At 73.2% G+C, this 23,682-nt stretch carries 23 protein-coding genes; 17 read left to right on the top strand and 6 right to left on the bottom strand.

What is annotated here, in order from left to right:
- Positions 1-121: 121 nt before the first annotated feature.
- From V1260_RS04440 to V1260_RS04395, 10 genes are all read left to right on the top strand, one after another.
- Positions 122-760: an NUDIX hydrolase gene (locus tag V1260_RS04440; protein WP_329750289.1), complete on the top strand. Its 639-nt coding sequence runs from the start codon at positions 122-124 to the stop codon at positions 758-760.
- Positions 757-1,974, top strand: a complete 1,218-nt coding sequence (nadA, locus tag V1260_RS04435; protein ID WP_329745589.1) for a quinolinate synthase NadA — start codon at positions 757-759, stop codon at positions 1,972-1,974. Before V1260_RS04440 ends, nadA begins: the two co-directional genes overlap by 4 nt.
- Positions 1,971-3,356 (top strand): L-aspartate oxidase, encoded by a 1,386-nt coding sequence (locus V1260_RS04430; protein ID WP_329745588.1) that lies wholly within the window; start codon positions 1,971-1,973, stop codon positions 3,354-3,356. Before nadA ends, V1260_RS04430 begins: the two co-directional genes overlap by 4 nt.
- On the top strand, positions 3,350-4,204 hold the full coding sequence (gene nadC, locus V1260_RS04425) for a carboxylating nicotinate-nucleotide diphosphorylase (protein ID WP_329745587.1): 855 nt from the start codon (positions 3,350-3,352) through the stop codon (positions 4,202-4,204). Before V1260_RS04430 ends, nadC begins: the two co-directional genes overlap by 7 nt.
- The gene (locus V1260_RS04420; protein ID WP_329745586.1) at positions 4,201-5,331 is read left to right on the top strand and encodes a cysteine desulfurase family protein; all 1,131 of its coding nucleotides are present in this window, start codon (positions 4,201-4,203) and stop codon (positions 5,329-5,331) included. Before nadC ends, V1260_RS04420 begins: the two co-directional genes overlap by 4 nt.
- Positions 5,328-6,074 carry a hypothetical protein gene (locus V1260_RS04415; RefSeq protein WP_329745585.1) on the top strand — a complete coding sequence of 249 codons (747 nt, stop codon included), beginning with the start codon at positions 5,328-5,330 and terminating at the stop codon, positions 6,072-6,074. The genes V1260_RS04420 and V1260_RS04415 overlap by 4 nt, the downstream gene beginning before the upstream one ends.
- Positions 6,075-6,138: 64 nt before the next feature.
- On the top strand, positions 6,139-7,242 hold the full coding sequence (locus V1260_RS04410; RefSeq protein WP_329745584.1) for a hypothetical protein: 1,104 nt from the start codon (positions 6,139-6,141) through the stop codon (positions 7,240-7,242).
- Between the two features lie 18 nt (positions 7,243-7,260).
- Positions 7,261-7,722, top strand: coding sequence for a hypothetical protein (locus V1260_RS04405; RefSeq protein ID WP_329745583.1), 462 nt, complete (start codon positions 7,261-7,263; stop codon positions 7,720-7,722).
- Between the two features lie 90 nt (positions 7,723-7,812).
- The gene (locus tag V1260_RS04400) at positions 7,813-8,859 is read left to right on the top strand and encodes a hypothetical protein (protein WP_329745582.1); all 1,047 of its coding nucleotides are present in this window, start codon (positions 7,813-7,815) and stop codon (positions 8,857-8,859) included.
- Positions 8,860-8,878: 19 nt separating this feature from the next.
- Entirely contained in the window at positions 8,879-9,727 is an 849-nt protein-coding gene (locus V1260_RS04395; protein WP_329745581.1) for an aminotransferase class IV, read from the top strand.
- On the opposite strand, the gene V1260_RS04390 is transcribed toward V1260_RS04395, so the two are convergent.
- The gene (locus V1260_RS04390) at positions 9,728-10,684 is read right to left on the bottom strand and encodes a sugar-binding transcriptional regulator (RefSeq protein ID WP_329745580.1); all 957 of its coding nucleotides are present in this window, start codon (positions 10,682-10,684) and stop codon (positions 9,728-9,730) included.
- Between the two features lie 81 nt (positions 10,685-10,765).
- Here V1260_RS04390 and V1260_RS04385 point away from each other — a divergent pair, with 81 nt between their 5' ends.
- Positions 10,766-11,230, top strand: coding sequence for a PTS sugar transporter subunit IIA (locus tag V1260_RS04385; RefSeq protein ID WP_329745579.1), 465 nt, complete (start codon positions 10,766-10,768; stop codon positions 11,228-11,230).
- A complete protein-coding gene (locus V1260_RS04380; RefSeq protein ID WP_329745578.1) occupies positions 11,227-11,697 on the top strand; it encodes an NUDIX domain-containing protein in 471 nt (156 codons plus the stop codon). Before V1260_RS04385 ends, V1260_RS04380 begins: the two co-directional genes overlap by 4 nt.
- A gap of 58 nt (positions 11,698-11,755) precedes the next feature.
- Here V1260_RS04380 and V1260_RS04375 read toward each other — a convergent pair whose 3' ends face one another.
- Entirely contained in the window at positions 11,756-13,375 is a 1,620-nt protein-coding gene (locus tag V1260_RS04375; RefSeq protein WP_329745577.1) for an HNH endonuclease signature motif containing protein, read from the bottom strand.
- Between the two features lie 548 nt (positions 13,376-13,923).
- Positions 13,924-14,982 (bottom strand): zinc-dependent alcohol dehydrogenase, encoded by a 1,059-nt coding sequence (locus V1260_RS04370; RefSeq protein WP_329745576.1) that lies wholly within the window; start codon positions 14,980-14,982, stop codon positions 13,924-13,926.
- Positions 14,983-15,100: 118 nt separating this feature from the next.
- Between V1260_RS04370 and V1260_RS04365 the strand changes: the two genes are divergently transcribed.
- From V1260_RS04365 to V1260_RS04345, 5 genes are all read left to right on the top strand, one after another.
- Positions 15,101-16,813 (top strand): IlvD/Edd family dehydratase, encoded by a 1,713-nt coding sequence (locus tag V1260_RS04365; protein ID WP_329745575.1) that lies wholly within the window; start codon positions 15,101-15,103, stop codon positions 16,811-16,813.
- A gap of 170 nt (positions 16,814-16,983) precedes the next feature.
- Positions 16,984-17,832, top strand: a complete 849-nt coding sequence (locus V1260_RS04360) for an aldo/keto reductase (protein ID WP_329745574.1) — start codon at positions 16,984-16,986, stop codon at positions 17,830-17,832.
- Between the two features lie 238 nt (positions 17,833-18,070).
- A complete protein-coding gene (locus tag V1260_RS04355; protein WP_329745573.1) occupies positions 18,071-18,694 on the top strand; it encodes an RNA polymerase sigma factor in 624 nt (207 codons plus the stop codon).
- On the top strand, positions 18,691-19,518 hold the full coding sequence (locus V1260_RS04350; RefSeq protein WP_329745572.1) for a hypothetical protein: 828 nt from the start codon (positions 18,691-18,693) through the stop codon (positions 19,516-19,518). Before V1260_RS04355 ends, V1260_RS04350 begins: the two co-directional genes overlap by 4 nt.
- Positions 19,519-19,604: 86 nt before the next feature.
- On the top strand, positions 19,605-19,940 hold the full coding sequence (locus V1260_RS04345) for a hypothetical protein (protein WP_329745571.1): 336 nt from the start codon (positions 19,605-19,607) through the stop codon (positions 19,938-19,940).
- 12 nt (positions 19,941-19,952) lie between these two features.
- On the opposite strand, the gene V1260_RS04340 is transcribed toward V1260_RS04345, so the two are convergent.
- From V1260_RS04340 to V1260_RS04330, 3 genes are all read right to left on the bottom strand, one after another.
- Positions 19,953-21,455 (bottom strand): NAD-dependent succinate-semialdehyde dehydrogenase, encoded by a 1,503-nt coding sequence (locus V1260_RS04340; protein WP_329745570.1) that lies wholly within the window; start codon positions 21,453-21,455, stop codon positions 19,953-19,955.
- Between the two features lie 91 nt (positions 21,456-21,546).
- Positions 21,547-21,882, bottom strand: coding sequence for a hypothetical protein (locus V1260_RS04335; RefSeq protein ID WP_329745569.1), 336 nt, complete (start codon positions 21,880-21,882; stop codon positions 21,547-21,549).
- A gap of 23 nt (positions 21,883-21,905) precedes the next feature.
- Positions 21,906-23,603: a sodium:solute symporter family protein gene (locus V1260_RS04330; protein ID WP_329745568.1), complete on the bottom strand. Its 1,698-nt coding sequence runs from the start codon at positions 23,601-23,603 to the stop codon at positions 21,906-21,908.
- Positions 23,604-23,682 lie beyond the last annotated feature (79 nt).

Genomic DNA, 23,682 nt, shown 5'->3' with positions numbered 1-23,682 from the left:
CATCCGCCCTGTGACCCGCATCACGAGACGCGCGCCACCCCTACGACTTCTGGTCATCGTGACCCTAGGCTCGTCGGCACCAGTAAAGGTGATGGTGACTTTAACAGGAGGTGTCCCCGACGTGACCGCCCTCGCCGTCTCCACGGTGATCTTCGCGCTGCGACCGCACCCCACCACCCGGCGGCTCGCGCTCTGGCTCCCGCTCGTGCGCCGCATCCGCGCCCCGCACCAGGGCCGCTGGGCGCTCCCCGGCGGCCCCCTCGACGATCGTGAGGACCTCGCCGCCGCCGCGAGCCGCACCCTGCGCGAGACCACCCGGCTCACCCCGGACTACCTCGAGCAGCTTTACGCCTTCGGCGGTCTGGACCGGGCCACGGGGGACGCCGAGCGGACCGTCTCGATCGTCTACTGGGCCCTGGTGCGCCCTGAGGACACCGTCGCCGGCGCCGTCAACGTGAAGTGGTTCCTCGCCGACGAGCTGCCCGAGCTCGCCTTCGACCATGCCGAGATCGTCGAGTACGCCCTGTGGCGCCTGCGCAACAAGGTCGAGTACTCGCAGATCGCCGCGTCCTTCCTGGGCCGCACCTTCACCATCGCGGAGCTGCGCGGCGTCCACGAGGCCGTCCTCCAGCGCCCCCTCGACCCGGCGAACTTCCGCCGCCAGATGGAGTCCTCCGGCCAGCTCGTCGCGACCGACGAGTTCCGCACCGGCGGCCGCCACCGTCCCGCCCGCCTCTACCGAACGGTTCCCCGACCATGACTGCCCTGCCGACCACCACGGCCACCTCCTGCTCCACCCGTCTGCTCACCGACCCCTGGGTGATCGACCGCGAGGACCCCGGCTACGGGCCCGGCGCCTCGATGGGCGACCGCATCCCGCTCGGCGCCCCGCGCCAGGGAGAGATCCCCGAGGAGTACCGCACCGCCTCCGAGGAGGAGCTCGCGGACCGCATCCGCGCCGCGAAGGCCGCCCTCGGCTCCCGCGTGGTGATCCTCGGGCACTTCTACCAGCGCGACGAGGTCGTCGAGCACGCCGACTACGTGGGCGACTCGTTCCAGCTCGCGACCGCCGCCACCGCGCACCCCGAGGCCGAGGCGATCGTCTTCTGCGGCGTGCACTTCATGGCCGAGACCGCGGACATCCTCTCCCGCCCCGAGCAGGCCGTGATCCTGCCGAACCTCGCCGCCGGCTGCTCGATGGCGGACATGGCGGACATCGACCAGGTCGAGGACTGCTGGGAGCAGCTCGGCGAGATCACGGGCGACGTCATCCCGGTGACCTACATGAACTCTTCCGCGGCCATCAAGGGCTTCGTCGGTCGCCACGGCGGGATCGTGTGCACCTCCTCGAACGCGCGGACCGTCCTGGAGTGGGCCTTCGCCCGCGGCCGCCGCGTCCTCTTCCTGCCCGACCAGCACCTGGGCCGCAACACCGCCCGCGCGATGGGCATCGGCCTTGACGAGATGGTCATGTGGAACCCGCGCCGGCCCCTCGGCGGCAACACTCCCGAGCAGATCCGCGCCTCCCGCGTGCTGCTCTGGCACGGCTTCTGCTCGGTGCACAAGCGCTTCACCCCCGCCCAGATCGAGCGCGCCCGCGCCGAGCATCCCGGCGTGCGGGTGATCGTCCACCCCGAGTGCCCGATGGAGGTCGTCGACGCGGCCGACGAGGCGGGATCGACCGACGTGATCCGCCGCGCGATCGAGGGCGCGAGCGAACCGACCACCTTCGCGATCGGCACCGAGATCACCCTCGTCCAGCGCCTCGCCGCCCAGAACCCTCAGCACCGGATCTTCTGCCTGGACCCCGTGGTGTGCCCCTGCTCGACCATGTACCGGATCCACCCCGGCTATCTCGCCTGGACCCTCGAGTCGCTGCTGCGCGGCGAGGTCGTCAACCGCATCACCGTCGACCCGTCGGTCGCCGCACCGGCCCGCCTCGCCCTCGAGCGGATGCTCGCGGCCCGGCCATGAGCGTCCTCGTCATCGGCTCCGGCATCGCCGGGCTCACCGCCGCGCTGCGCCTCGCCGGACGCACCGAGGTGCTGCTGGTGTCGAAGGGCGCGCTCGCCGACGGGGCGACCGCCCGCGCCCAGGGCGGGATCGCGGCCGCGATCGACCCGGCCGACAGTCCCGCCGCGCATGCCGCCGACACCCTCGCCGCGGGCGGCGGTCTCGGCGACCCCGCCGCGATCCGCCTGCTCTGCGAGGCGGCGCCGAGCGTCATCGCCGAGCTCGTCGATAAGGGAGTGGTCTTCGACGCGGGCCTCGGCCTCGAGGGCGCCCACTCCCGCCACCGCATCCTCCACGCGGGCGGCGACGCGACCGGCGCCGCGATCCAGGCCGCCCTGCAGTCCGCGCTCGACGGCCGCGTCGAGGTGCGCGAGCACACCGTGCTGGTGGACCTCGTGGTCCGGGCCGGACGGGTCGTCGGCGCCCTGCTGCTCGGCCCCGACGGCGTGCTCGTCGAGCAGCGGGCGGACGCGGTCCTCCTCGCCACCGGCGGCGCCGGCCAGCTCTTCTCCCGCACCACCAACCCGCTGACCGCGACGGGGGACGGCGTGGCAGCGGCGGCCCGGGCCGGGGCCGTCCTCGCCGACCTGGACCGCGTGCAGTTCCACCCCACCGCGACCCCCGGCGCGCACCTCGTCTCCGAGGCCGTGCGCGGGGAGGGGGCGGTGCTCCGCGACGCGCGGGGCGAGCGCTTCGTCGACGAGCTCGCCGCCCGCGACGTCGTCGCCCGCGCGATGGCCCGCACCATGGCCGCGCAGGACGGTGCGCCGGTGCTGCTGGACGCGACCGCCCTCGGGGCCGACTTCCTGGCCGCCCGCTTCCCGACGATCGACGCCGCCGTGCGCGCCGAGGGCCTCGACTGGGGCCGGGAGCCGATCCCCGTCACCCCCGCCGCGCACTACTGGATGGGCGGGGTCCGCACCGACCTCGACGGCCGCACCTCCCTGCCCGGCCTGCTCGCCGCGGGGGAATGCGCCTGCACCGGGGTGCACGGCGCGAACCGCCTCGCCTCGAACTCCCTGCTCGAGGGGGCCGTCTTCGGTGCCCGCGCCGCCGAGTCCGCCCTCGCCACCCCCCGCTCGTCGGCGTCGCCTCCCGGCCCGAGCTCGCCGCTGCGGGAGAGCGGCACCGACCCCGCCTGGACCCGTCGCGCCCTGCAGGAGGAGATGTGGTCCCACGCCGGGCCGCTCCGCAGCGGCGAGGGACGACCCCGCCTCCTGGACTGGGCCGCCCCGGATCCGACCGACCGGCGGTCCGTCGAGGACCGCAACCTGCTCCTGCTCGGCCGGCTGCTGCTGGCCGCCGCCCGCCGACCCGCCCGCCTGGAGGCCCCCGCATGCTGACCCCCGCCCTCATCGACCCCGTCGTCCGCGCCGCCCTCGCCGAGGACGCCCCCTGGGGCGACCTCACCGGGGAGCTGCTCGTCCCCGCGGAGGCGACCGCCACCGCCGGTCTCGTCGCCCGCGAGCCCGGGACGCTCGCCGGGATCGACGTCTTCGCCGCGGCCTTCACCCTCACCGACCCCTCGGTGCAGGTCGTCCCGCGCACGGCCGACGGGGACCGCTTCGCGGCCGGGGAGGTCCTCGCCGAGGTCACCGGACCCGCCCGGGCCGTGCTCCAGGCCGAGCGGGTCGCCCTGAACCTGCTGCAGCGGATGTGCGCGACCGCGACCCTCACCGCCGCCCTGGTCGCCGCCGTGGAGGGGACCGGCGCCCGCATCACCGACACCCGGAAGACCACGCCGGGCCTGCGGGTCCTCGAACGGCACGCGGTGCGCTGCGGCGGCGGGGTCAACCACCGCTTCTCCCTCTCCGACGGGGTGATGGCCAAGGACAACCACCTCGCCGTCCTCGCCCGATCCGGGATCGGCGTGGAGGAGGCTCTGCGCGCGGCCCGGGCGCGGCTCGGGCACATGGTCCGTCTCGAGGTCGAGGTGGACCGCCTCGACCAGATCGAGCCGGTGCTCGCGGGCGGGGCCGACGTGATCATGCTCGACAACTTCTCCCTCGCGGATCTCCGCGCGGGGGTCGCGCTGATCGCGGGCCGCGCCGTGGTCGAGGCCTCCGGCACCATCACCCTGGACACCGTGCGCGACGTGGCCCTGACCGGCGTGGACGTCATCTCCTCGGGCGCGCTCACCCACTCCGCCGGCAGCCTCGACCTGGGGCTGGACATGGACGTGCGGGCGTGAGCACCGTCTACCTCGACGCGGCCGCCGCGGGACCCGTGCGCCCCGAGGCCCTCGAGGCGGCCTGGCCGTATCTCACCGGCGTGTTCGCGAACCCCTCCTCGCACCATGCCGCGGGGGAGGCCTCCGCCGCGGGGCTCGAGGACGCCCGGACCCGGGCCGCCCGGGTGCTCGGGGTGCGCCGCCACGAGATCGTGTTCACCGCGGGCGGGACCGAGGCCGCGAACCTCGCGATCAAGGGCCTCGCCCTCGGCTCGCCGCGCGGGAGGCACCTGGTCACCTCCCCGCTCGAACACGAGGCGGTCCGCGAGTCGGTCGACCATCTGCGCCGCCTCCACGGCTTCGCGGTCACCGAGGTGGAGGTCGCACCCGACGGGACGATCACCCCGTCGGCCCTGCGCGCCGCCCTCCGTCCCGACACCACCCTCGTCTCCCTCGCCCTCGCCAACACCGAGATCGGGACGATCACCGACGTGCGCGCGCTCGCCGCGATCGCGCACGAGGTCGGCGCACTCGTCCACACCGATGCCGTGCAGGCCGCCGGCTGGCTCGACCTGCGCGGGCTCGGCGTCGACGCGCTCACCCTCGCCGGGCACAAGGTCGGCGCGCCCAAGGGCAGCGGACTCGCGATGCTCCGCGGGCGGCTGCCCGTCGAGCCCCTCGTCCACGGCGGCGGGCAGGAGAACGGCCGACGCTCCGGCACCGAGAACGTCGCCTTCGCCGTCGCGCTCGCCGTCGCCCTGGAGCTCGCCGAGGCGGAGCGCGTCGACCGCGTCGCCCGCATCACCCCGCTCCGGGACGCGCTGCTCGAGGGGGTCCTCGCCGCGGGCGCCGTGCTCACCGGTCCGCGGGCGCCGCGGCACCCGGGGCACCTGTCCTTCTGCGTGCCGGGCCGCAGCGGGGAATCGGTGCTGCTCGACCTCGAACGGCACGGGGTGATCGCCTCGAGCGGCTCCGCCTGCGCCGCGGGCAGCGACGAACCGAGCCCGGTCCTGCTCGCCCTCGGCCTGCCCCGGGAGCTGGCGCAGTCCGCGGTGCGCCTGACCCTCGGCGGCGACGTCACCGCGGAGCAGATCGAGCAGGCGGGAGAGGCTGTGTCGGCCGTCCTCTGTGCCACGATGGCGCGGTGAACACCTCCCCGCTGCTGCCGATCCTCTCGGTCCGCCCCGTCCTGGACCGCCTCACCTCCCTCGCCCGCACCCATGAGCGGGACGCGACCCTGATTCCTGGCCTCGCTGTCACCGAGGAGGAGGTCGCTGCGAACCCGCCGGTGGCCCTCGAGCAGATCGTCGACGAGTTCGGCGGCATTGTGCTGCGCGATCAGACCCTGCTGACCCTGCTCGTCGAGGACCGCACCGACGTCGGCCCGTACACGCTGCTGGGCGACGCGGCGACGTTCTACCCCCTCTTCGAGACGCCCGAGGCCGCCGTGATCCTCACCCTCGACGAGGAGGGCGCGCCCGGTGCCGTCTTCGGCATCGGCGAGGACCTCGCCCTGCATCTCGCCGCCCCGGACCTCGGCACCTACCTCGAGCGTTTCGCGGACGCGCTCGCCGCCACCCTCGACGGGCTCGACCCGGCGCTCGAGGGCGAGGAGCGCGACGAGGCCGCCGAGCAGCTCATGAACGATCACCTGTTCACGCAGGTCCTCGGGCTCGCCGATCCCGATCCGGCGCTGGACGTGCCGCTGCGATCCCCGTCGGACTCCGCGGTCCCGGAACTGCCGGCCGGCGCGCTCGCCGTCGCCGACCTGCGCGAGGCCCCCGTCGGCGCCCGCGTCGACCTGATGGAGGCCGACGTGCCCGGCGACCCGCTCGAGCTGCACGTCGCCTGGCGCGCCGGCGGCCGCGCGGTGGTCCTGCTCGGGGGCTGACCCGCGCGGTCCATGGGGAGAACTCCCCATGGTCGCCGCGGGAGACCCCGCCTAGCGTGAGCGTGTGACGGGGTTCCTGGGTGCGGACACGGACGAGGTGCGGCGGATCGGCGGGGACATCGCCACCGGCGCCGGACGCATCGATGCGCTGGCGGAGCGGCTGACGGCCGTGCTCGCCGCGGTCGCGTGGGTGGGGCCGGATGCCGACGCGCTGCGCGCCGACTGGGCACTGCAGGTGCGGCCGGCCCTCCTCGAGCGCGGCGAGGAGCTGCGCCGCGACTCCCGGGAGCTGACCGACCATGCCGACGAGCAGGACGACGCATCGTCCCCGTCGGCGGCGCAGCCCGCCGTCCAGCCCCTCGCCGTGAAGCTGGTCGCGGCCATCGCCCCGCTGGCGCCCGCCGAGCCCACCGCCCCGGGACCGCCGCCGACCGAGCGCACCGTGACCATCGGCCCCGACCACGAGCTCGCGCCCGGCGAGGACGACGAGCCGTTCGGGATCGGTGTCGAGCTCGCCCCGAGCACCACCTACGAGGTGGGTGACCACGGCACCTTCCACACCGACGAGACCGGCGCCGTCGTGTACGTGGAGGCCGAGGGCGGCGGCGAGAACATGAACCCGAACCTCCGCGAGACCTTCCCCGACGCCGTCTACCACGTCAACGACCTGGCCTACTACCGCACCGATGAGCTGGGGCGCACCGAGCACCTCTTCGTCCCCGAGGTGATCGTGGACCGCGACATGGAGCGCAGCCAGTCGATCCAGTCGACCATCGCCGAACGCTGGGACATGGCCGGTGACGGCACCTCCGAGCCGGTGGAGTACAACGCCGGCCACGTGCTGGCCCGCCAGCTCGGCGGGATCCGCGAGGAGATCAACTACACCCGCCAGTGGGATGAGGTGAACCAGTCCCGGTCCGGAGTGGAGAACATCTACTCCGTCGAGTCGCTCCTCGCCGACGGCGTCACCGAGGACGGACGCTCGTACTCCTACGAGACCGAGATCCACTGGGGCGAGGAGCAGCCCGCCGGCGTCGGGCCGGAGTTCGACAGCGAGCCGTGGGAGTACGTGCCGGAGAGCTACGACGTGACCGTCACGGAGGACGGCGAGGAGATCGTGGACCTCCATCTGCCCAACTACCCTGACGGTGCCCGTTTTCCCGAGTGACCCGTGGAGGGATCCGGAATGACGCAGCAACCATCCCCGATGGAGCGACAGGGCGCCCTGGTGCAGGAGCTGGGCACCGTCCTGCTCGCCTCCCTCGACCCGCCCGCCGACTGGCGGCACGTCGGCGCGGCCTTCCTGCCCCACGGCACCGCCTGGGCGGGCCGCTTCGTGATCACCGCGGCCGACGACGCCGTCCCCGGGGGCGGCGACGCCCCCTTCGCGGAGGGCTCGCGGATCGCCTCGCTGCTCGACGAGCTGCAGTCGGTCTCCGCCGAGGAGGGCGCTCCGCTGCTCTCGCTGCGGCTGGACCTCTCGCGGCCCGAGCCGGAGCGGATCGCGCTGGGCTCGACCCTGAACCGGGACCGGGATCCGGGGGACCTCGACGGGCTCGGAGGGGTGGATGCGCAGGTCGCGCAGCGCCTCGCGGAGCGCTTCGGGGCGGAGTCGCTGCCGGGGTGGGTGCGGGACCTGCTTCCCTGAGGGTGGGGAGTCCTCCCCATCGCCTCGGCGGCGGATCGCCGCTTACCGTGATCTCGTCAACGGGGGAGAACTGAGGGGGGACGGGCGACGATGAGCGCATTCCTGGGCGCGGATACCGAGGCGCTGCGCACGATCGGATCGATCTGCGCGCGGCGGGCGGCGGTCCTCGAGGACCTCGAGTCGCTGTTGAGCGGTGTCGTCGACGACGTCGAGTGGATCGGGGAGGACGCCGACGAGTTCCGCGCCGACTGGAGCTCTCGCGTGCGTCCCGGCCTGCAGGACCTCGGCATCGAGCTGCGGATGCAGGCGCGCCGGCTGGTCGAGCACGCCGACGAGCAGGATGCCGCCTCGAGCGCGAGCGATTCCTTCGCGGCGGGCCTGGCGCGGACGCTCGGGGAGGCGGCCGAAGCCCTCCTGCGAGGGGTTCTGGGCGGTGCGACGGGGGTGGCCGAGGGCGTGATCGCGGGGGCGGTCGCCGCGGCGCTCGAGGAGATGTTCCGCGAGGCGCTCTCCACCCCGGAGGGTCGTGCGGCCTTCCTCGGCGGACTGCTGGGCGCGTCGCTGCTCGGCGGACTCCTCGCCGAGCTCCTCACCCGGGCGCTCGCGCTGGGCCAGGCCTTCACCGATCTGCTCGGCTCCCTCGGTGGCGGACTCGCCCTGGGCGCGGCCCTCGGCGATCAGCTCGGCCAGGAGCCTCTTCCCGTCGCGGCGGCCGCGGCCTCGGGCGAGCAGGGAGCGGCCGGCGGCGGCGAGTCGGCGGGCGGCGGCGAGTCGGCGGGCGGCGGCAGCGCGGGCGGCAGCGGTGGCGGCTCGGGCGGCGGGGACGCAGCAGGCGGCGGAAGCGGTTCCGGCGGCGGAAGCGGCAGCGGCTCCGGCGGCAGCTCCGGAGGCGGTGCCGGGGCGGACCCCGCCGCCTCCGCCGACGAGGGCCCCGTCGCGCACGGCCGCGCGATCGGCGGGCAGGGCATCGTGGCGGGGGAGGACTCCAGCTCGGGCGCGGTCTTCGCCGGGCGGATAGAGGCCCCGGGCGAGGACTCCGGGATGTCGCTCCTCGAGCGGCTGATGGCGATGATCGGCGAGGCCATGGGGTCCGGCGGCGGCGCCGCCTCGATCGGCGGAGACATCGGCCGATCCTGACGGGTCTACGCTGGTCGGCATGTCCGTGCACAGCCCCGTCCTGATCTTCGTCCCCGGTTCCCGTCCTGCGGATCCTGCCGCCCCGGCACTGCTGGTCACGGACCTCGCGGCCACCCGCGGTGACGGTGTCTTCGAGACCATCGGCGTGTTCGACGGGCGCGCCGTGAACGTCGGCCCGCACCTGGACCGCCTCGAGCGCAGCGCCCGGATGATGGATCTGCCGCTCCCCGCGCGTGAGGAGCTTTCCGCGGCGATGGAGGCGGCGATCGCGGCCCACGACCCGGTCGCGGAGCTCACCGTGCGGGTGATCGTCTCGCGCGGCGTGGAGGGCTCCGGCGAGCCGACCGCCTGGGTCCACGCCCGCGCGGCCGACGACTGGTCCTCCCATCGCGCCGGGATGCGCGTGATCACCCTGGACCGGGGACTGGCGACGACTGCGCCCCGGACCAGCCCCTGGCTGCTGGCCGGCGCGAAGTCGCTGTCCTATGCGGTGAACATGGCCGCGACCCGCGAGGCGGTGCGCCGCGGCGCCCGGGACGTCCTGTTCGTGGCCACGGACGGGTACGTCCTCGAGGGGCCGACCTCGACCCTCCTGGTCCGCCGGGGCGAGGACTTCCTGACCACCCCGGTGAGCGCCGGTGTGCTGCCGGGGACCAGCGTCGGCACCCTCTTCGCGGCACTGCAGGCCGAGGGACGGTCTGCCCGCGAGGAGCTGATGACCGTCGCGGACGTCGCCGGCTCCGACGGGGCGTGGCTGCTCTCCTCGAGCCGTCTCGCCGCTCCTCTGACGCATCTGGACGAGGCGGAGCTGCCGGTGGATCGTGAGCTGACCGAGCGCTTCGGCCGGCTGCTGACCGGCCGCGACTGATCACAGGCGGGAGAGCACCTCCCGCGCGAGGTCGGTGTCGACGACCACGGTGTCGATCGCGCCGCTGCGCAGCACACCGAGCACACCGGGAGCCTTCTCCGCACCAGCGGCGACGCCGAGCACCTCGGGGATGCGCAGCAGCTGGTCGAAGGTAACTGCGAGGACACGCTGATCCGAGGGGGCGCCGAGCGGCTCGCCGTGGGCGTTGACGAACCGCCCGCACACATCGCCCACGGGCTGCTGCGCGTCGAACGCCGCCCGCTCGGCGTCGTCCAGGCGCATCAGCTCGACGATGTGCGGGGAGGAGTGCACGCCCGCGGAGCCGATGCCGACCACGGCCAGCTCCACGCGGGCGGCGTCGGCCAGCACGCTGCCGATGCTGGACTCGGCTCGCAGTGTGGCGAGCGCCGTCGCGGATTCGAGGATGGCGGGAGCGTAGAGCGTCTCGGGGCGCGATCCGAGGCGAGAGGCGAGGACGCGCAGCACCGAGTCGCCGGAGTCGAACTGGTCCAGGGCGCTGTGGCCGCCGACCAGCGGAAGGACACGGGGGCGGGGCCGCAGGTGGAGCGTCTCGAGCTCCGCGACCACGTTCTGGACCGTCTGCCCCCAGGAGACTCCGAGGCTCGAGACCTGCGCGGCGCGGTCGGTGATCACGGCGGCGCCCTGGCGTGCGACCGACTCCATCGCGGAGGTGCGCGGGGCGGAGACGACGTACGCCTCCTGCAGACCGAAGGCGGCGCGCAGGGAGGCCTCGAGGGCGTCGTCCCGGCGCGGCGGACCTTCGGGGTCGTGGATGCTGATCTCGACGATGCCCCGGTCCCGAGCCTGGGTGAGGATGCGGGAGACGTTGGAGCGGGAGAGGCCCAGCTCGGCGGCGACCTCTGTCTGGGAACGTCCCTGCTCGTAGTACAGGCGGGCGGCCCGCACGATCACGGAGGTGTCGCGGGGTGCGGGCATGCGGGCCTCCTCGTTCTGGGCGGGTCGGCCCAGCCTACGCACCGGGGTGACAGAATCCGTGACGACGACGAGGGAGGCGGCATGGCCGAGGAGCTGGAGCTGATCGTGGTGGTGGCGCACCTCGAGGTGGGCGATGCGGAGGATGCGCTCCGCTCGCTCGCCGCGCGGCTGCTGGAGGAGGGGGCGGTGACCGTCGACTTCCCGGAGGCGCTGCGGGAGCGGGAGCGGCAGTACCCGACGGGCCTGCCGACGCCGATCCCGACCGCGATCCCGCATGCCGATCCGGCGCTGGTGCGTCGGCCGGGTCTGGCCCTCGCCACGCTCGCTGGCCCCGTGGACTTCGGGGAGATGGGCGGCGAGGGCACCGTGGGAGTGCGCGTCGTGGCGATGCCGCTGCTGACCGACGCGGCGTCGCATCTGCGGGCGCTGCAGCGCCTGATGGGCGTGCTCCGCTCGGAGGATGCCGTGGGGCGGCTGCTGCAGGCGGAGGACGAGGACGGGCTGCGCCGGTGCGCAGGAGAGCTGCTGGAGGGGGAGACCGCGTGAGGGGTCCGAGGGTCGGGGTGAAGGCGCTGGTGGTGCGCGATCGCCAGGTGCTGATGAATCGCTATACGGATGCGGACGGGCACGTGGTGCTCGCCCTGCCCGGGGGCGGTCAGGAGCACGGAGAGGATCAGGTCGCGGCGCTGATCCGCGAGTGCCGGGAGGAGATCGGTGCGACGGTCGAAGTGCATCAGATGGCCTGCCTTTTCGAGATCCTCACCGAGCGCCGCTACCGGGACGGCGCTCCCATCCCGCTGTTCCATCAGGTGAACATCGCGTACTGGTGCGACCTCGCCGAGGGGGAGGAGCCGGGGCTGGGCACCGATCCCGACGCCGGCCAGGACGGCACCGAGTGGCTGCCTCTGGACCGTCTCGACGACCACGACGTGCGCCCCGTCGAACTGAAGCGCTGGCTGCAGTCCGATCCCTCGAGCCGCCCGGTCTCCCTCGGGGTCTGCGCCCCGGCCTGAGCTCCAGGCTGATCTCCGGCCTGACCCCCGATCTGCGCGGCGGCCGGGGCCGGGTCGCTCAGAAGGGCGGTGGCCCGGGATCGGACGGGCACACCGACCCGCAGGGGTCCACCGCTCCGCCGTCCCCGGGCAGGGCACCCGCCCGCGCCGCCGCGGCCGCCCGCTCCGCGAGGTGCTCCGCCCAGCGTCGTTCGAGCGCCGCGGCGAGAAGCGGGGTGGTCATGTCGGTGTGCTCGAGGGTCCAGGACGTGTGGGCTCCGTCGAGGGTCCACCGGGTGACGGCGGGCTCTCGGCGACACAGCTCGGGAGGACCGGTCCCCGCGCCCGGGCAGGCGCGTGGATCGGAGGGCTCGGCGGCAGAAGGGTCGCGAGTCGCCCCGGCCTCGCGTGTGGGATCGAGGCGCCCGACTGTCTTGAGCTGGTGGTGTCGCCAGCAGAGGCGATGGAGATTCTCGAGCGTGGTCGGTCCTCCACGCGCCGGGTCACGGTGATCGAACTCCTCGATGTGGTCATCCTCGGAGGCGAGAACCGTGGAATGCGTGCAGCCCGGCGCCGCGCAGACGGGATGTCTCAACCGGAGCTGTGTGCGCTGGGCCGCGGTGGGCGTGTATCTCGTGGTGGGAGCGTCGAGGTACGCGCCGCTGATCGGGTCGGTGAGCAGGCGGTGCCACTCCGGCTGCCCGGCGGCCAGGAAGCGGGCCTGGTCCGCGGGGATCGGAGTGCGGCCCTCGAGCATCCCCGGGGCGTCGCTCGCACCGAGCAGGGTCATGGCCGGGACGGTCACGAAGAGGGTGAACGCGGTCCGGGGAGCTTCGACGGGCTCGTGGTGCAGCAGGGAATGGGTCAGGACGAGATAGCGCAGCGTCGCGAGGGACAGGGCCCGACCGTTCTCCAGCGCCGTGCCGTCCGGGTCGAAGGGAAGTGCCTCCCCGGGCTGCTCGGCGAGCTGCTTGCGCTGGGCCGCCTGGACCGTGCGCGCGGCGGCGTCGAGCCGATGCGACAGGGCGAGGATCTCCAGCATCGGCCCCGTCACCGAGAGAGTCGCCGTCCCCTCGGGGACAGGACCGATCTGCACGGACACGTCCCGCTCCGGCGTGCGCGCGGGTTCGGGGACCTCGGAGAGGATGAGGCTGATCGCGAGACCGAGATGCCGATCGAACTGGGAGCGCGAGATGGAGGCGACCTCCCAGGTCGCGACCACGGCGTCGATCGCGGCGGCCTGCGCATCGCTCATGCCCGCGAGCCGCCGGAGCAGAGTCCGATGCCAGTCCTCCGGGAGGTCCCCGGTGGTCAGCTGCTCGAAGGTGCCCGGCATGACGGTGACGGCGCGGTGCGCGTCCCGGACCCTGCCGGCCGCCTGGGAGGCGGACACCCGCAGGGCGGTGGCCAGCTTCATCGCGATCAGGTCGAGATCGTCGCTCGGGTCGCTGACGTCAGGGTCCTCCTGCAGGAACTGCGCGACCTCCGCGAGCTGGCGCGCGTAGAGCCGGGTCCGCTCCCGAGAGGTGTCATGGATGGTCACGGCCTGCTGCGCGTGCGCGGTGACGACCGGGTCGGCTTCGTGCGCGCTGTCGACCAGCGCAGAGGCCCGGACGGCCTCAGGGGTGAGGGGCCGGCGGGCGCGGACGGGCCAGGGCCTCAGCTCGCGGGGGAGCTCTGCGGTGATCACTGCGGACATGTCCTGGAATCCCCCGTCCCATCTCGCCGTCGACGCCCCCGGAATTCCGGGGAGATGTGACAACGCTATTCGATGCCTGAGGGTGAGGGAACCCCTGCGCGAACATGGGGATGAAAATGTGGAAAACCGAGAGTGGGGAGGAACGGTTCGCGCCGCGGGCGGGAACCTCCTGGCGGTTCAGGGCGGGGGAGTCGGTGGTGATGCGCGCGGGAGCGGGGACGTCGACGCGATGGTCAGCGCACCAGACGCCCAGGCCATGGACGTGTCGCGGCACGCAGGATGCTCCGACATCTCCGAGCGGAGGGTGCCACGACGGGTGATCGCGCAGCACGTGCGCGCCCCGTGCGCGCCCCGCGTAATACACGTTGGATGCGACATATGAGCCGCATATCAGTCCATTGTGGAAAACCATGATCTGGGGAGGAATCGTTCGTGCAATCGATCGCCGAGAACCCTTCCTCTGGCGCGCTCGAGCGGGCATGATGGCGCCCATGTCCCTTCAGATCAGCCAGCACACGGCGCGCTCAGAGCGCCCGGCGCGAGCCGCGTCACAAGTGAGGGTCGATGTGCACCTTCGGGCCGCGTGGCCTCGCCGGCGCGGTCGTCGGCCCGCGGCGCGGCTCGGCGCCCTCCCGCCCTCGTCCCGGCGTCGCGGCGAGGACGTCCGGGACCTCCTCCAGCGCGATGGTGCTGCCCACGATCGGGCACGGGTCGACGGTGCCCGAGGCATAGGCCGCGATCGTCTCCTCGAGGGCGGGGGAGGCGCTGAGCACTCCGACCGCCGTGACGTCCGCGAGGACCAGCTCGCGCGAGTCCACCGGGGTCGGTGTGCCGGCAAGGCCGATGAACACCGCCCGGCCTCCGGGCTCGACGAGTTCCACGGCGCGGGCGGGCAGGAGCGGGGCGCCCGCCGCGTCGATCACCGCGTCCCAGGGGAGATCGGGCAGCGTCGCGTCGTCCCAGACCCCGTCGAGGCCGAGGGTGCGCGCGAGCTCGAGGTGCGGGCCGGGGAGGCCCAGCACATGGACCTCGGCCCCCGTGGCGCGGGCGAAGAGGGTACTGAGCAGGCCGATCGTCCCCGGTCCCATGATCAGCACGCGGTCCCCGTCGGAGAGCTGTGCGCCCTGCACGGCGCGCAGCGCGTTCCCGCCCGGCTCGACCAGCGCCCCCGACGTCGGCCCCACCGCATCCGGCAGGGCGTGCAACGAGCTCGCGGGCACGGCGAGCTGCTCGGCGAGGGCACCGGCGCGGGCTCCGCGGATCCCGACCTCCTCGCGCGCGGCGCAGACGTGCCGATGGCCGCGGCGGCAGCGTCGGCACGATCCGCAGCCGAGCATGGTGTCTCCCATGACCCGCCGGTCCAGCCACCCCGGATCGACGCCGGTGCCGACGGCGCTCACCCGCCCGCACCACTCGTGCCCGATCCGCATCGGAAAGCGGGAGACCCCCTGTTCGAGGTAGGACATGTGGCCGCTGAAGATCTCCGCATCGGTGCCGCAGATCCCGGCGCGCTCCACCTCGACCACGACCTCGCCGGGGGCGGCGGTGGGCGGGTCGACCTCCTGCACCTCGGCCCGACCCGGTCCCGTGATCACCAGTGCGCGCATCGTCGTTCCCCCTCGAACGTCATCCCGACCGCCGGACCCCTCGAGGCGCTGGAACGAAATGACATAGGATCCATGATGTTTCCGAGCGTAGGCCCGATCGATGATGAGGGGAACGGCAATGGAGCTCCGCAGCAGCCAGTGGTACGGGGGCGAGGACCGCAACGGCTACATCCATCGGGCCTGGATGCGGCGCGGCGTGCCCGACGACGCCTTCCGCGGCCGCCCCCAGATCGCGATCGCGAACACCGCGAGCGACCTCACCCCCTGCAATGCGCACCTCACCGGCGTCGCCCAGTTCGTGAAGAACGGCGTGCTGGAGGCCGGAGGAGTGCCCCTCGAGCTGCCGGTCACCTCGCTCGGCGAGACCAACGTGCGACCCACGGCGATGCTCTGGCGGAACATGGCCGCCATGAGCATCGAGGAGATGCTCCGTGCGAACCCCGTCGACGGCGTCGTCCTCCTGGGCGGATGCGACAAGACCATCCCGTCCCTGCTCATGGCCGCGGCGAGCGTGGACATCCCGGCGGTCGTGATCCCGGGCGGACCGATGCTCAACGGCACCTTCCGGGGGGAGCGGCTCGGGTGCGGCACGGGCGTCTGGAAGCTCAGCGAGGAGGTTCGGGCAGGGACCCTCTCCCAGGAGGACTTCACCCGCTCCGAGTCCGCGATGATCCGCAGCGCCGGTCACTGCAACACGATGGGCACCGCCTCGACGATGGCGCTGGTCGCCGAGGCGCTGGGCACGATAGTCCCCGGGATCGCCGGCACGCCCGCGGCCGACGCCCGGTTGAACGAGGCGGCCCAGCTCACCGGTCGTCTCGCCGTGGACCTCGTGCGCGAGGGGCGCACTCCGTCCTCCTTCCTCACCAAGGGCTCCTTCCACAACGCGATCGTGGCCCTCGCCGCGATCGGCGGCTCCACCAACGCCGTGGTGCACCTGCTCGCGATCGCCGGACGACTCGGCATCGAGCTGAGCGTCGAGGACTTCGACCGGATCGGTGCGAGGGTGCCGCTGCTGGTCGACCTGCAGCCCGCGGGCCGGCACCTCATGGAGGACCTCTTCCGTGCCGGTGGCCTGCTCGCGGTGCTCCGCGAGGTGCAGGACCTGCTGGATCCCGAGGCGCTCACCATCACGGGCCGGCCCTTGGTCGAGCATCTCGAGGGTGCGGAGATCTGGGACCCAGAAGTGATCACCCCACGCAGCGCGCCGCTCCAGGAGGACGCGGGCATCGCGCTGCTCCGGGGGAACCTCGCCCCCGACGGCGCGATCATCAAGCCCGCCGCCGCCTCGCCCGAGCTGCTGCAGCACCGGGGCAGGGCGCTCGTCTTCGACAGCATCGAGGACTTCCACGCCCGCATCGACGATCCGGATCTCGAGGTCGACGCCTCCACGGTCATGATCCTGCGCGGCTGTGGACCGAAGGGGTATCCGGGCATGCCCGAGGTCTCGAACATGCCGCTGCCCCCGAAGCTGCTCGAGCAGGGGGTGCGGGACATGGTCCGCATCTGCGACGGCCGCATGTCCGGCACCGCCTACGGCACCGTCGTCCTGCATGTCGCCCCGGAGGCCGCCGCAGGTGGTCCCCTCGGCCTGGTCCGCACCGGCGACTGGATCGTGCTGGACGTGCCGGCCCGCCGACTCGACGTCGAGCTCAGCGCCGAGGAGCTGGCCGCTCGAGTTCCGTCCGAGGCCATGACCTCGGCTTTCGCGAGTCCCGAGCGCGGCTGGGAACGGCTCTACGTCGATCACGTCCTGCAGGCCGATACCGGTGCCGACCTCGACTTCCTCGTCGGCTCGAGCGGATCGGACGTTCCGCGCGAGTCGCACTGACCCGGCCCCACCGTCAACCCGTCCGTCGTCGCGCGCGTCCGGACCCGTCCCTGTCCGCCCCATCCCCCGACACCGCTCGACTCTCCATCCCGCACCACCGGGGCAAGCGCTAGCCTGGATCCCGTCGTCCGCCCGCGGAGCTGCCGCGGACCTCCCACCCAAGGAGCATCATGACTGTCTCTCCCCGCCTCAGCTTCCATGACGGCCGCTCGATCCCCCAGCTGGGCTTCGGCGTCTGGCAGGTCTCGAACGAGGAGGCCGCCGACGTCGTGGTGACCGCCCTCGAGACCGGGTACCGCCACATCGACACCGCCCGCGGCTACAACAACGAGGCCGGCGTCGGTGAGGCGCTGCGACGCTCGGGACTTCCCCGGGACGACGTCTTCGTGACCTCGAAGGTCCCCAACCAGGACCAGGGCCGCGACGCGACCCTGCGCTCCTTCGACGCGAGCATGAGCGACCTCGGCCTCGACGTCCTCGACCTGTACCTGATCCACTGGCCGGCGCCGTCCAAGGGCCTCGCCGTCGAGACCTGGAAGGCACTCACCGAGCTCCACGAGCAGGGCCGCATCCGTTCCATCGGCGTCTCCAACTTCCGCCGCGAGGACCTCGAGAAGATCGAGCACGCCACCGGGATCGTGCCGGTCATCAACCAGATCGAACTACACCCGTACTTCAACCAGCCCGAGCTGCGCGAGTACCACGCGGAGAAGAACATCGTCACCGAGTCCTGGTCGCCGCTGGGTCAGGGCGGCGGCGAGCTCGAGGACCCGATGATCGCCGAGATCGCCGAGGCCGTCGGCGCCACCACCGCCCAGGTGGTGCTCGCCTGGAACCTCGCGCTCGGCAACGTGGTGATCCCGAAGTCCGTGACCCCGGAGCGCATCGCCGCCAACTTCGCCTCCCTCGAGGTCACGCTCACCGAGGAGCAGATCGCCGCGATCACCGCGCTGCACAAGGGTGAGGCGGGTCGTCGCGGCGGCAACCCGGACGACTTCGGCGGGCACCAGGGCGCCTGACCCCGCCGGGCGCGGCCCTGCGCCCATCGGTCCCGGCGCCCGTCGGTCCCGGCGCCCATCGGTCCGGCCCCCCGTCGGTCCGGCCGACGGACGCGCCCCACCGCGCCCCGACCCCCGCACCCGCGCGCTGTGCTCCCGCTCGAGGGAGCACGGCGCGCGGCCGTCGGCTCGAGCACCAGAGCAGACGGCCGTCGAGGTTGCGTGACACACCTCGTGCGCTGCCGGACAGGAAGAGGATGTGAGCACGCCGCCCCGACCCGATCCCGCCCAGCACTTCACCGCGTTGTACGGCGAAACGTACGCCGACGTCCTCCGCTTCGTGCGCCGCCGCCACGGGGAGAGCGGGGCGGAGGACGTGGTCGCAGAGGCCTTCCTCGCGGCCTGGCGGCGTTTCGAGGACCTGCCCGAGGATCGCGGCGACTCCCGAGCCTGGCTGTTCGGCATCGCCCGCGGCACCCTCGCCAACGGTCGACGCAGCGACCGCCGTCGCGATGCCCTGGGCGTGCGCCTGGCCGACGCGGAGTCGACGACACCCCACCCGGAGGACGATGCCGCGACGTTGCGGCTCGACGTCGCCCGGGCCTGGCGCCATCTCACGGACGGCGAGCAGGAGGTCATCGCGCTCGCCGTCCTGGACGATCTCACGTCCGCGCAGGCTGCTCGCGTGCTCGGCACCACGGCGGTCGCCTACCGGCTGCGCGTGTCCCGCGCCCGCCGGAGGCTGCGCCGCCTCGTCGAGGACGGGCCGCCCCCGCACCCCGCGCCGCCCGCGCGCCCCGCGCCGCCCGCGCGCCCCGCGCCGCCCGCCCACCCCGCGCGACCCGCCCCGTCCGTCGACACCACCTGGGAGGCCACCCGATGACGACCACCGAGATCGAGACCGCGCTGCGCTCCCTCGACCCCGCCCCTCCCCAGCACGCTGGTCGCGAGCAGCGGGCCGAGGCCGATCTCCGGCGGATCCTCGCCACCACGCGCCGGGAGCCGGAGGCTTCGGACCCGCGCTCCGCGGATGCCGACGACACCCGACCCCGGGCGGGGTCGCGTCGGCATCCGCTGCGCCGACGGGGTCTCCTCGCTCTCGCCGCCGCGGCCCTCGTGGTCACGACGGCGGTGGTCGCCGTCGACCTGATCCGTCCGCCGACCGCCTCCGCCGGCTGGACCCCGGTCGGCGACCCGGTCGCCGTGGATGCCCCGGGCGTGCAGCAGTGCGCGCGCTGGTGGCGCGTGGAGTCCGATCGGCTGCGGCCGCTCCTGCAGGAGCAGCGCGGGAGCACGACCCTGGTCCTGGCGGGCGACGAGGACGGGCGGGAACTGCTGTGCACCGCCACCCTCATCGATGGGCGGGAGCCGATCGGGGGTATGACCTCGCTGGAGGAGCCGCCCGCGGCGGCACCCGGTGCCGACGACGTCGTGGTGGGGTTCGTGCAGACGTCGTTCCAGGAGGCCATGCCGCAGAACGGCTGGCAGGCCGAAGGGTCCACCGCCATCTCCGGGCACGTAGGCGAGGACGTGACGCGCCTGGTCCTGGACACGGAGAGGGGCCCGGTGGAGGCGAGCGTCGCGGACGGCCGATTCGCCGCCTGGTGGCCGATCGAGGACGACTCCGACCCGCACCCCGTCGTCCCGGCGACGATCACCCTGGCCGACGGCACCACCCGCACCGTGACCCTGGAGGAGAGCGCCTGACGCCACCCGCGGCGACCCCGTAGGGTCGGGGCACACGGCGGGACGCATCCGGCCCCGCCGCAGTGACCATGAGAAGGAGCATCGCCATGACGGAGAACCCCTACGACCCGTCCGCTAACGGCACCGACACCCCGCGCGAGGACGTCACCGGCCCCGACGGGACCGAGAACATCGACCGGATCCTCGAGTTGGAGCGGGAGCGGGACGCCTCCGGTCGCAGCGACGACGCCGCGGACATGCCCGCCGAGCTGGGCGAGGAGGACGTGGCCGCCGCCGAGCAGGGCAACCGCGCCGGGGACGAGATGCTCACCGATCAGGAGCTCCCGGACGGTCGGGAGCTGCTGGACGAGGTCGACGAGCCCGTGGACGCCTTCGAGGACGAGCCCTTCGCCGAGGACGACCCACTGCGCCGCGACCGCTGACGGGCGCCGAGCTCACAGGGGCAGGCGCACGTACGTCATCTCCAGGTACTCGGCCATCCCCTCGTGGGATCCCTCGCGGCCGAGCCCCGACTCCTTGACCCCGCCGAAGGGGGCGGCCGCATCGGACGCGACCCCGAGGTTCACCGCGACCATCCCCGACTCGATCCGCCGCGCCGCGGCCGTCACCGCGCCCAGATCCTCCCCGATCACGTAGCTCATCAGCCCGAACTCGGTGTCGTTCGCGGCGCGGACCATCTCGTCCACGTCGTCCATGACGATGATCGGGGCGACGGGCCCGAAGATCTCCTCCCGGGTGACGCGGGCGTCGGTCGGGACGTCGGCGAGCACCGTCGGCAGGTAGTACATGCCGCCCGCGCAGCCGTCCGGCAGCTCCTCGGCCGTCGGCCGGCGCCCGCCCACCAGCACCCGCGCCCCGCGCTCGACCGCGTCGGCGACCAGCTCCTCGACCTTCGCGAGCCCCGCCTCGTCGAGGAGCGGGCCGAGTGTCGTCGCGGGGTCGATCCCGGGCCCCACCTGGAGCGCCGCCGCCCGCTCCACGAGCGCCGCCGTGAACTCCGCCGCCACCGACGCGTGCACGTAGAAGCGGTTCGCGGCGGTGCACGCCTCGCCGTTGTTGCGGAACTTCGCGGGCATCGCCGCCTCCACGGCGGTCGTCACGTCGGCCGACGGAAGCACCAGGAACGGTGCGTTCCCGCCGAGCTCCATCGACGTGCGCAGCACATGCTCGGAGGCCTGGGCGAGCAGCCCGCGACCCACTGGGGTCGAGCCGGTGAAGGACACCTTCCGCAGCCGCGGATCGGCGAGCAGCGTCTCGGAGAGGCCGCGCGCATCGGAGGTGACCACGCAGTTCACGACGCCGGCCGGCACCCCGGCGTCGGCCAGAATCCGCATCAGCAGCAGCGACGTCAGCGGCGTGGCCTGCGCGGGCTTGAGCACCACGGTGCATCCGGCCGCGAGCGCCGGACCGATCTTCCGCGTGCCCATCGACAGCGGGAAGTTCCACGGCGTGATCGCGAGGACCGGGCCGACGGGCCGCGCCACGGTGAGGATCGCCTGGTCGGCGCTGGGCGCCTGCCGGAACCCGCCCGGCTGCCGCACCGCCTGCTCCGAGAACCAGCGCAGGAACTCGGCCCCGTACGTGACCTCGCCGTACGCCTCCGCGAGCGGCTTGCCCATCTCGAGGGTCATCGCGAGCGCGAGGTCGTCGGCCCGCTCGTGGCACAGCTCGTAGGCGCGGCGCAGGATCTCCGAGCGCCCCCGCGGGAGGGTCGCCGCCCACGCGTCCTGCGCGGCGACCGCGGCATCCAGCGCGCGGCGGCCGACGGTCGCGGCGTCGGCGTCCACGACCTCGAGCAGCGGCAGCCCCGTCGCGGGGTCGATGACGTCCAGCGACGGGGTCCCGCCGAGGAAGCCGCCGTCCACGAAGGAGCTGCGCGGCACCCGCTCCAGCAGGTCGGCGATGCGGTCCGGGGTGATGGTGGGCAAGTCGGGCACGGGAACCTCCAACGTCGTCGGGTCCGTCCAGTCTGCCCCTCGGCGTCGCCCGGCGGGGGCATGCCGGGCGCGAGGCCGCGGCCCCGACCGGTCAGAGGGCCGCGATGTCCTTCGGCTCCTCGGCGCCGTCCTCGTTCTCGCGCACGATCATGCGGATCGGGTCGAGCTTGGCCCAGACGAAGAAGAGGATCGCGACGACCACCATGGCGATGCCCGCCCAGAGGTTGGCGTTGAGCCCGTCGGTCTTCGCGGCCTCGTGCGGCGTGAACGCGAACAGTCCCATCGCCACGAGGATCAGTCCGAACAGCCCCACCAGGGTGCCGATGAAGGTGCGGATGTCGAAGGCGCCGGCGGTCTCGACGTGGGCGTCCGCGGGGACGTCGGGGGAGTCGGTCGGCTCGGGGGTCGTGCCCTTGTGCGTGTTCATGGTGTGCTCCTGGTGATCCCGGCTCAGGCGAAGACGATGTTCAGGACGATGACGAGGACCAGGCCGAGGCCGGCCATCGGCACGGGACGGCGCCAGATCGGCAGGTCCTTCTCCTCGGGGTCGACGAGGTCGGCCTTCGGGGTCTCGGAGTAGACGAGGCCCTTCAGCTCGTGCACCGGCTTCGGAGCAGTGAACTGGGTGACCACCACGGAGACCACGATGTCGACCACGAACGCGGTCGCGGCGCTCACGAACGCGAGGCCCTGACCGGGCAGCTCGAACAGCCCGAAGAAGGTGGAGGAGGCCCACAGCGCGACGGCCGAGAGGGTGCCGGCGACGAGGCCGGTCCAGCCCGCGGCGGGGGTCATCCGCTTCCAGAACATGCCGAGGATGAACGTCGCGAACAGCGGGGCGTTGAAGAACCCGAAGAGGGTCTGCAGGTAGTCCATGAGATTGGAGAACTGCCCGGCGATGAGCGCGGTGAAGATCGCGATGACGCAGGCCATGAGCGTCGCGACGCGGCCCACCTTCAGGTAGTGGGCGTCGGGCGCGTCCTGCTTCACGTACTGCTGGTACAGGTCGTAGCTGACCACCGTGTTGAAGGCGGAGATGTTCGCGGCCATGCCGGCCATGAACGCGGCGAGCAGGCCCGCGATCGCGACGCCGAGCAGGCCGTTGGGGAGCACGTCCCGCATCAGCAGCAGCAGCGCGTCGTTGTAGTTCACGCCCGTCGCGGCGGCGCCGGCGGCGTCCCCCGCGTGGTCGAGCTGCTTGAACTCGGTCAGCTCGCCCACCAGCACCGCGGCGAGCATGCCGGGGACGATCACGATGAACGGGATGAACATCTTCGGGAAGGCGCCGATGATCGGCGTCATCCGCGCCGCGGTGATCGACTTCGACGCCATCGCGCGCTGCACCTCGACGAAGTTCGTGGTCCAGTAGCCGAAGGACAGCACGAAGCCGAGGCCGAACACGATGCCGATCACGGACAGCACCGGGCTGTCGAAGCCGGAGAGCGCCTGGCCGGGCCAGGTGTGCAGCTGCTCGGCGCCGAGCACCCCGTCACCTGAGACCCGCTCCTTCAGGCCGCTCCAGCCACCCACGCGGTGCAGGCCGATCAGGGTCAGCGGCAGCAGCGCCGCGACGATCACGAAGAACTGCAGCACCTCGTTGTAGATCGCGGCGGAGAGCCCGCCCACGGTGATGTAGAAGAGCACGAACGCGGCAGCGAGGACGAGCCCCACCCACATCGGCCAGCCCAGCAGCCGGTTCACGATCGTCGCGAGCAGCGACAGGTTCACGCCCGCGATGAGCAGCTGCGCGACGGCGAAGCTGATCGAGTTCACCAGATGCGCGCCGGTGCCGAAGCGCATCCGCATGAACTCGGGGACCGAGCGCACCTTCGAGCCGTAGTAGAACGGCATCATCACGACGCCGAGGAACAGCATCGCGGGCACCGCGCCGACCCAGAAGTAGTGCATCGTCGGCATGCCGTACTGGGCGCCCGTGGCGGACATGCCCATGATCTCGACCGCGCCGAGGTTCGCGGAGATGAACGCCAGGCCCGTGACCCACGCGGGCAGCGAGCGGCCGGAGAGGAAGAACTCGATGGAGCTGGAGACGCCGCGCTTGGCGTACCACCCCACTCCGAGCACGAAGACGAAGTACAACGCGATGATCGCGTAGTCGATCCACTGCGCATCCAGCCGGATGTCGACCATGATCAGATCCTTCAGAGTGGGGAGAGGGGGAGGGGACGGGTCCGGGCCAGCGGTGAGCTGACGGGGAATCCAGCGCCGA

This window comes from Brachybacterium sp. J144, from assembly GCF_036321705.1.
Classification (GTDB): Bacteria; Actinomycetota; Actinomycetes; order Actinomycetales; family Dermabacteraceae; genus Brachybacterium.
This window is presented reverse-complemented; position numbering and strand designations above follow the sequence as displayed.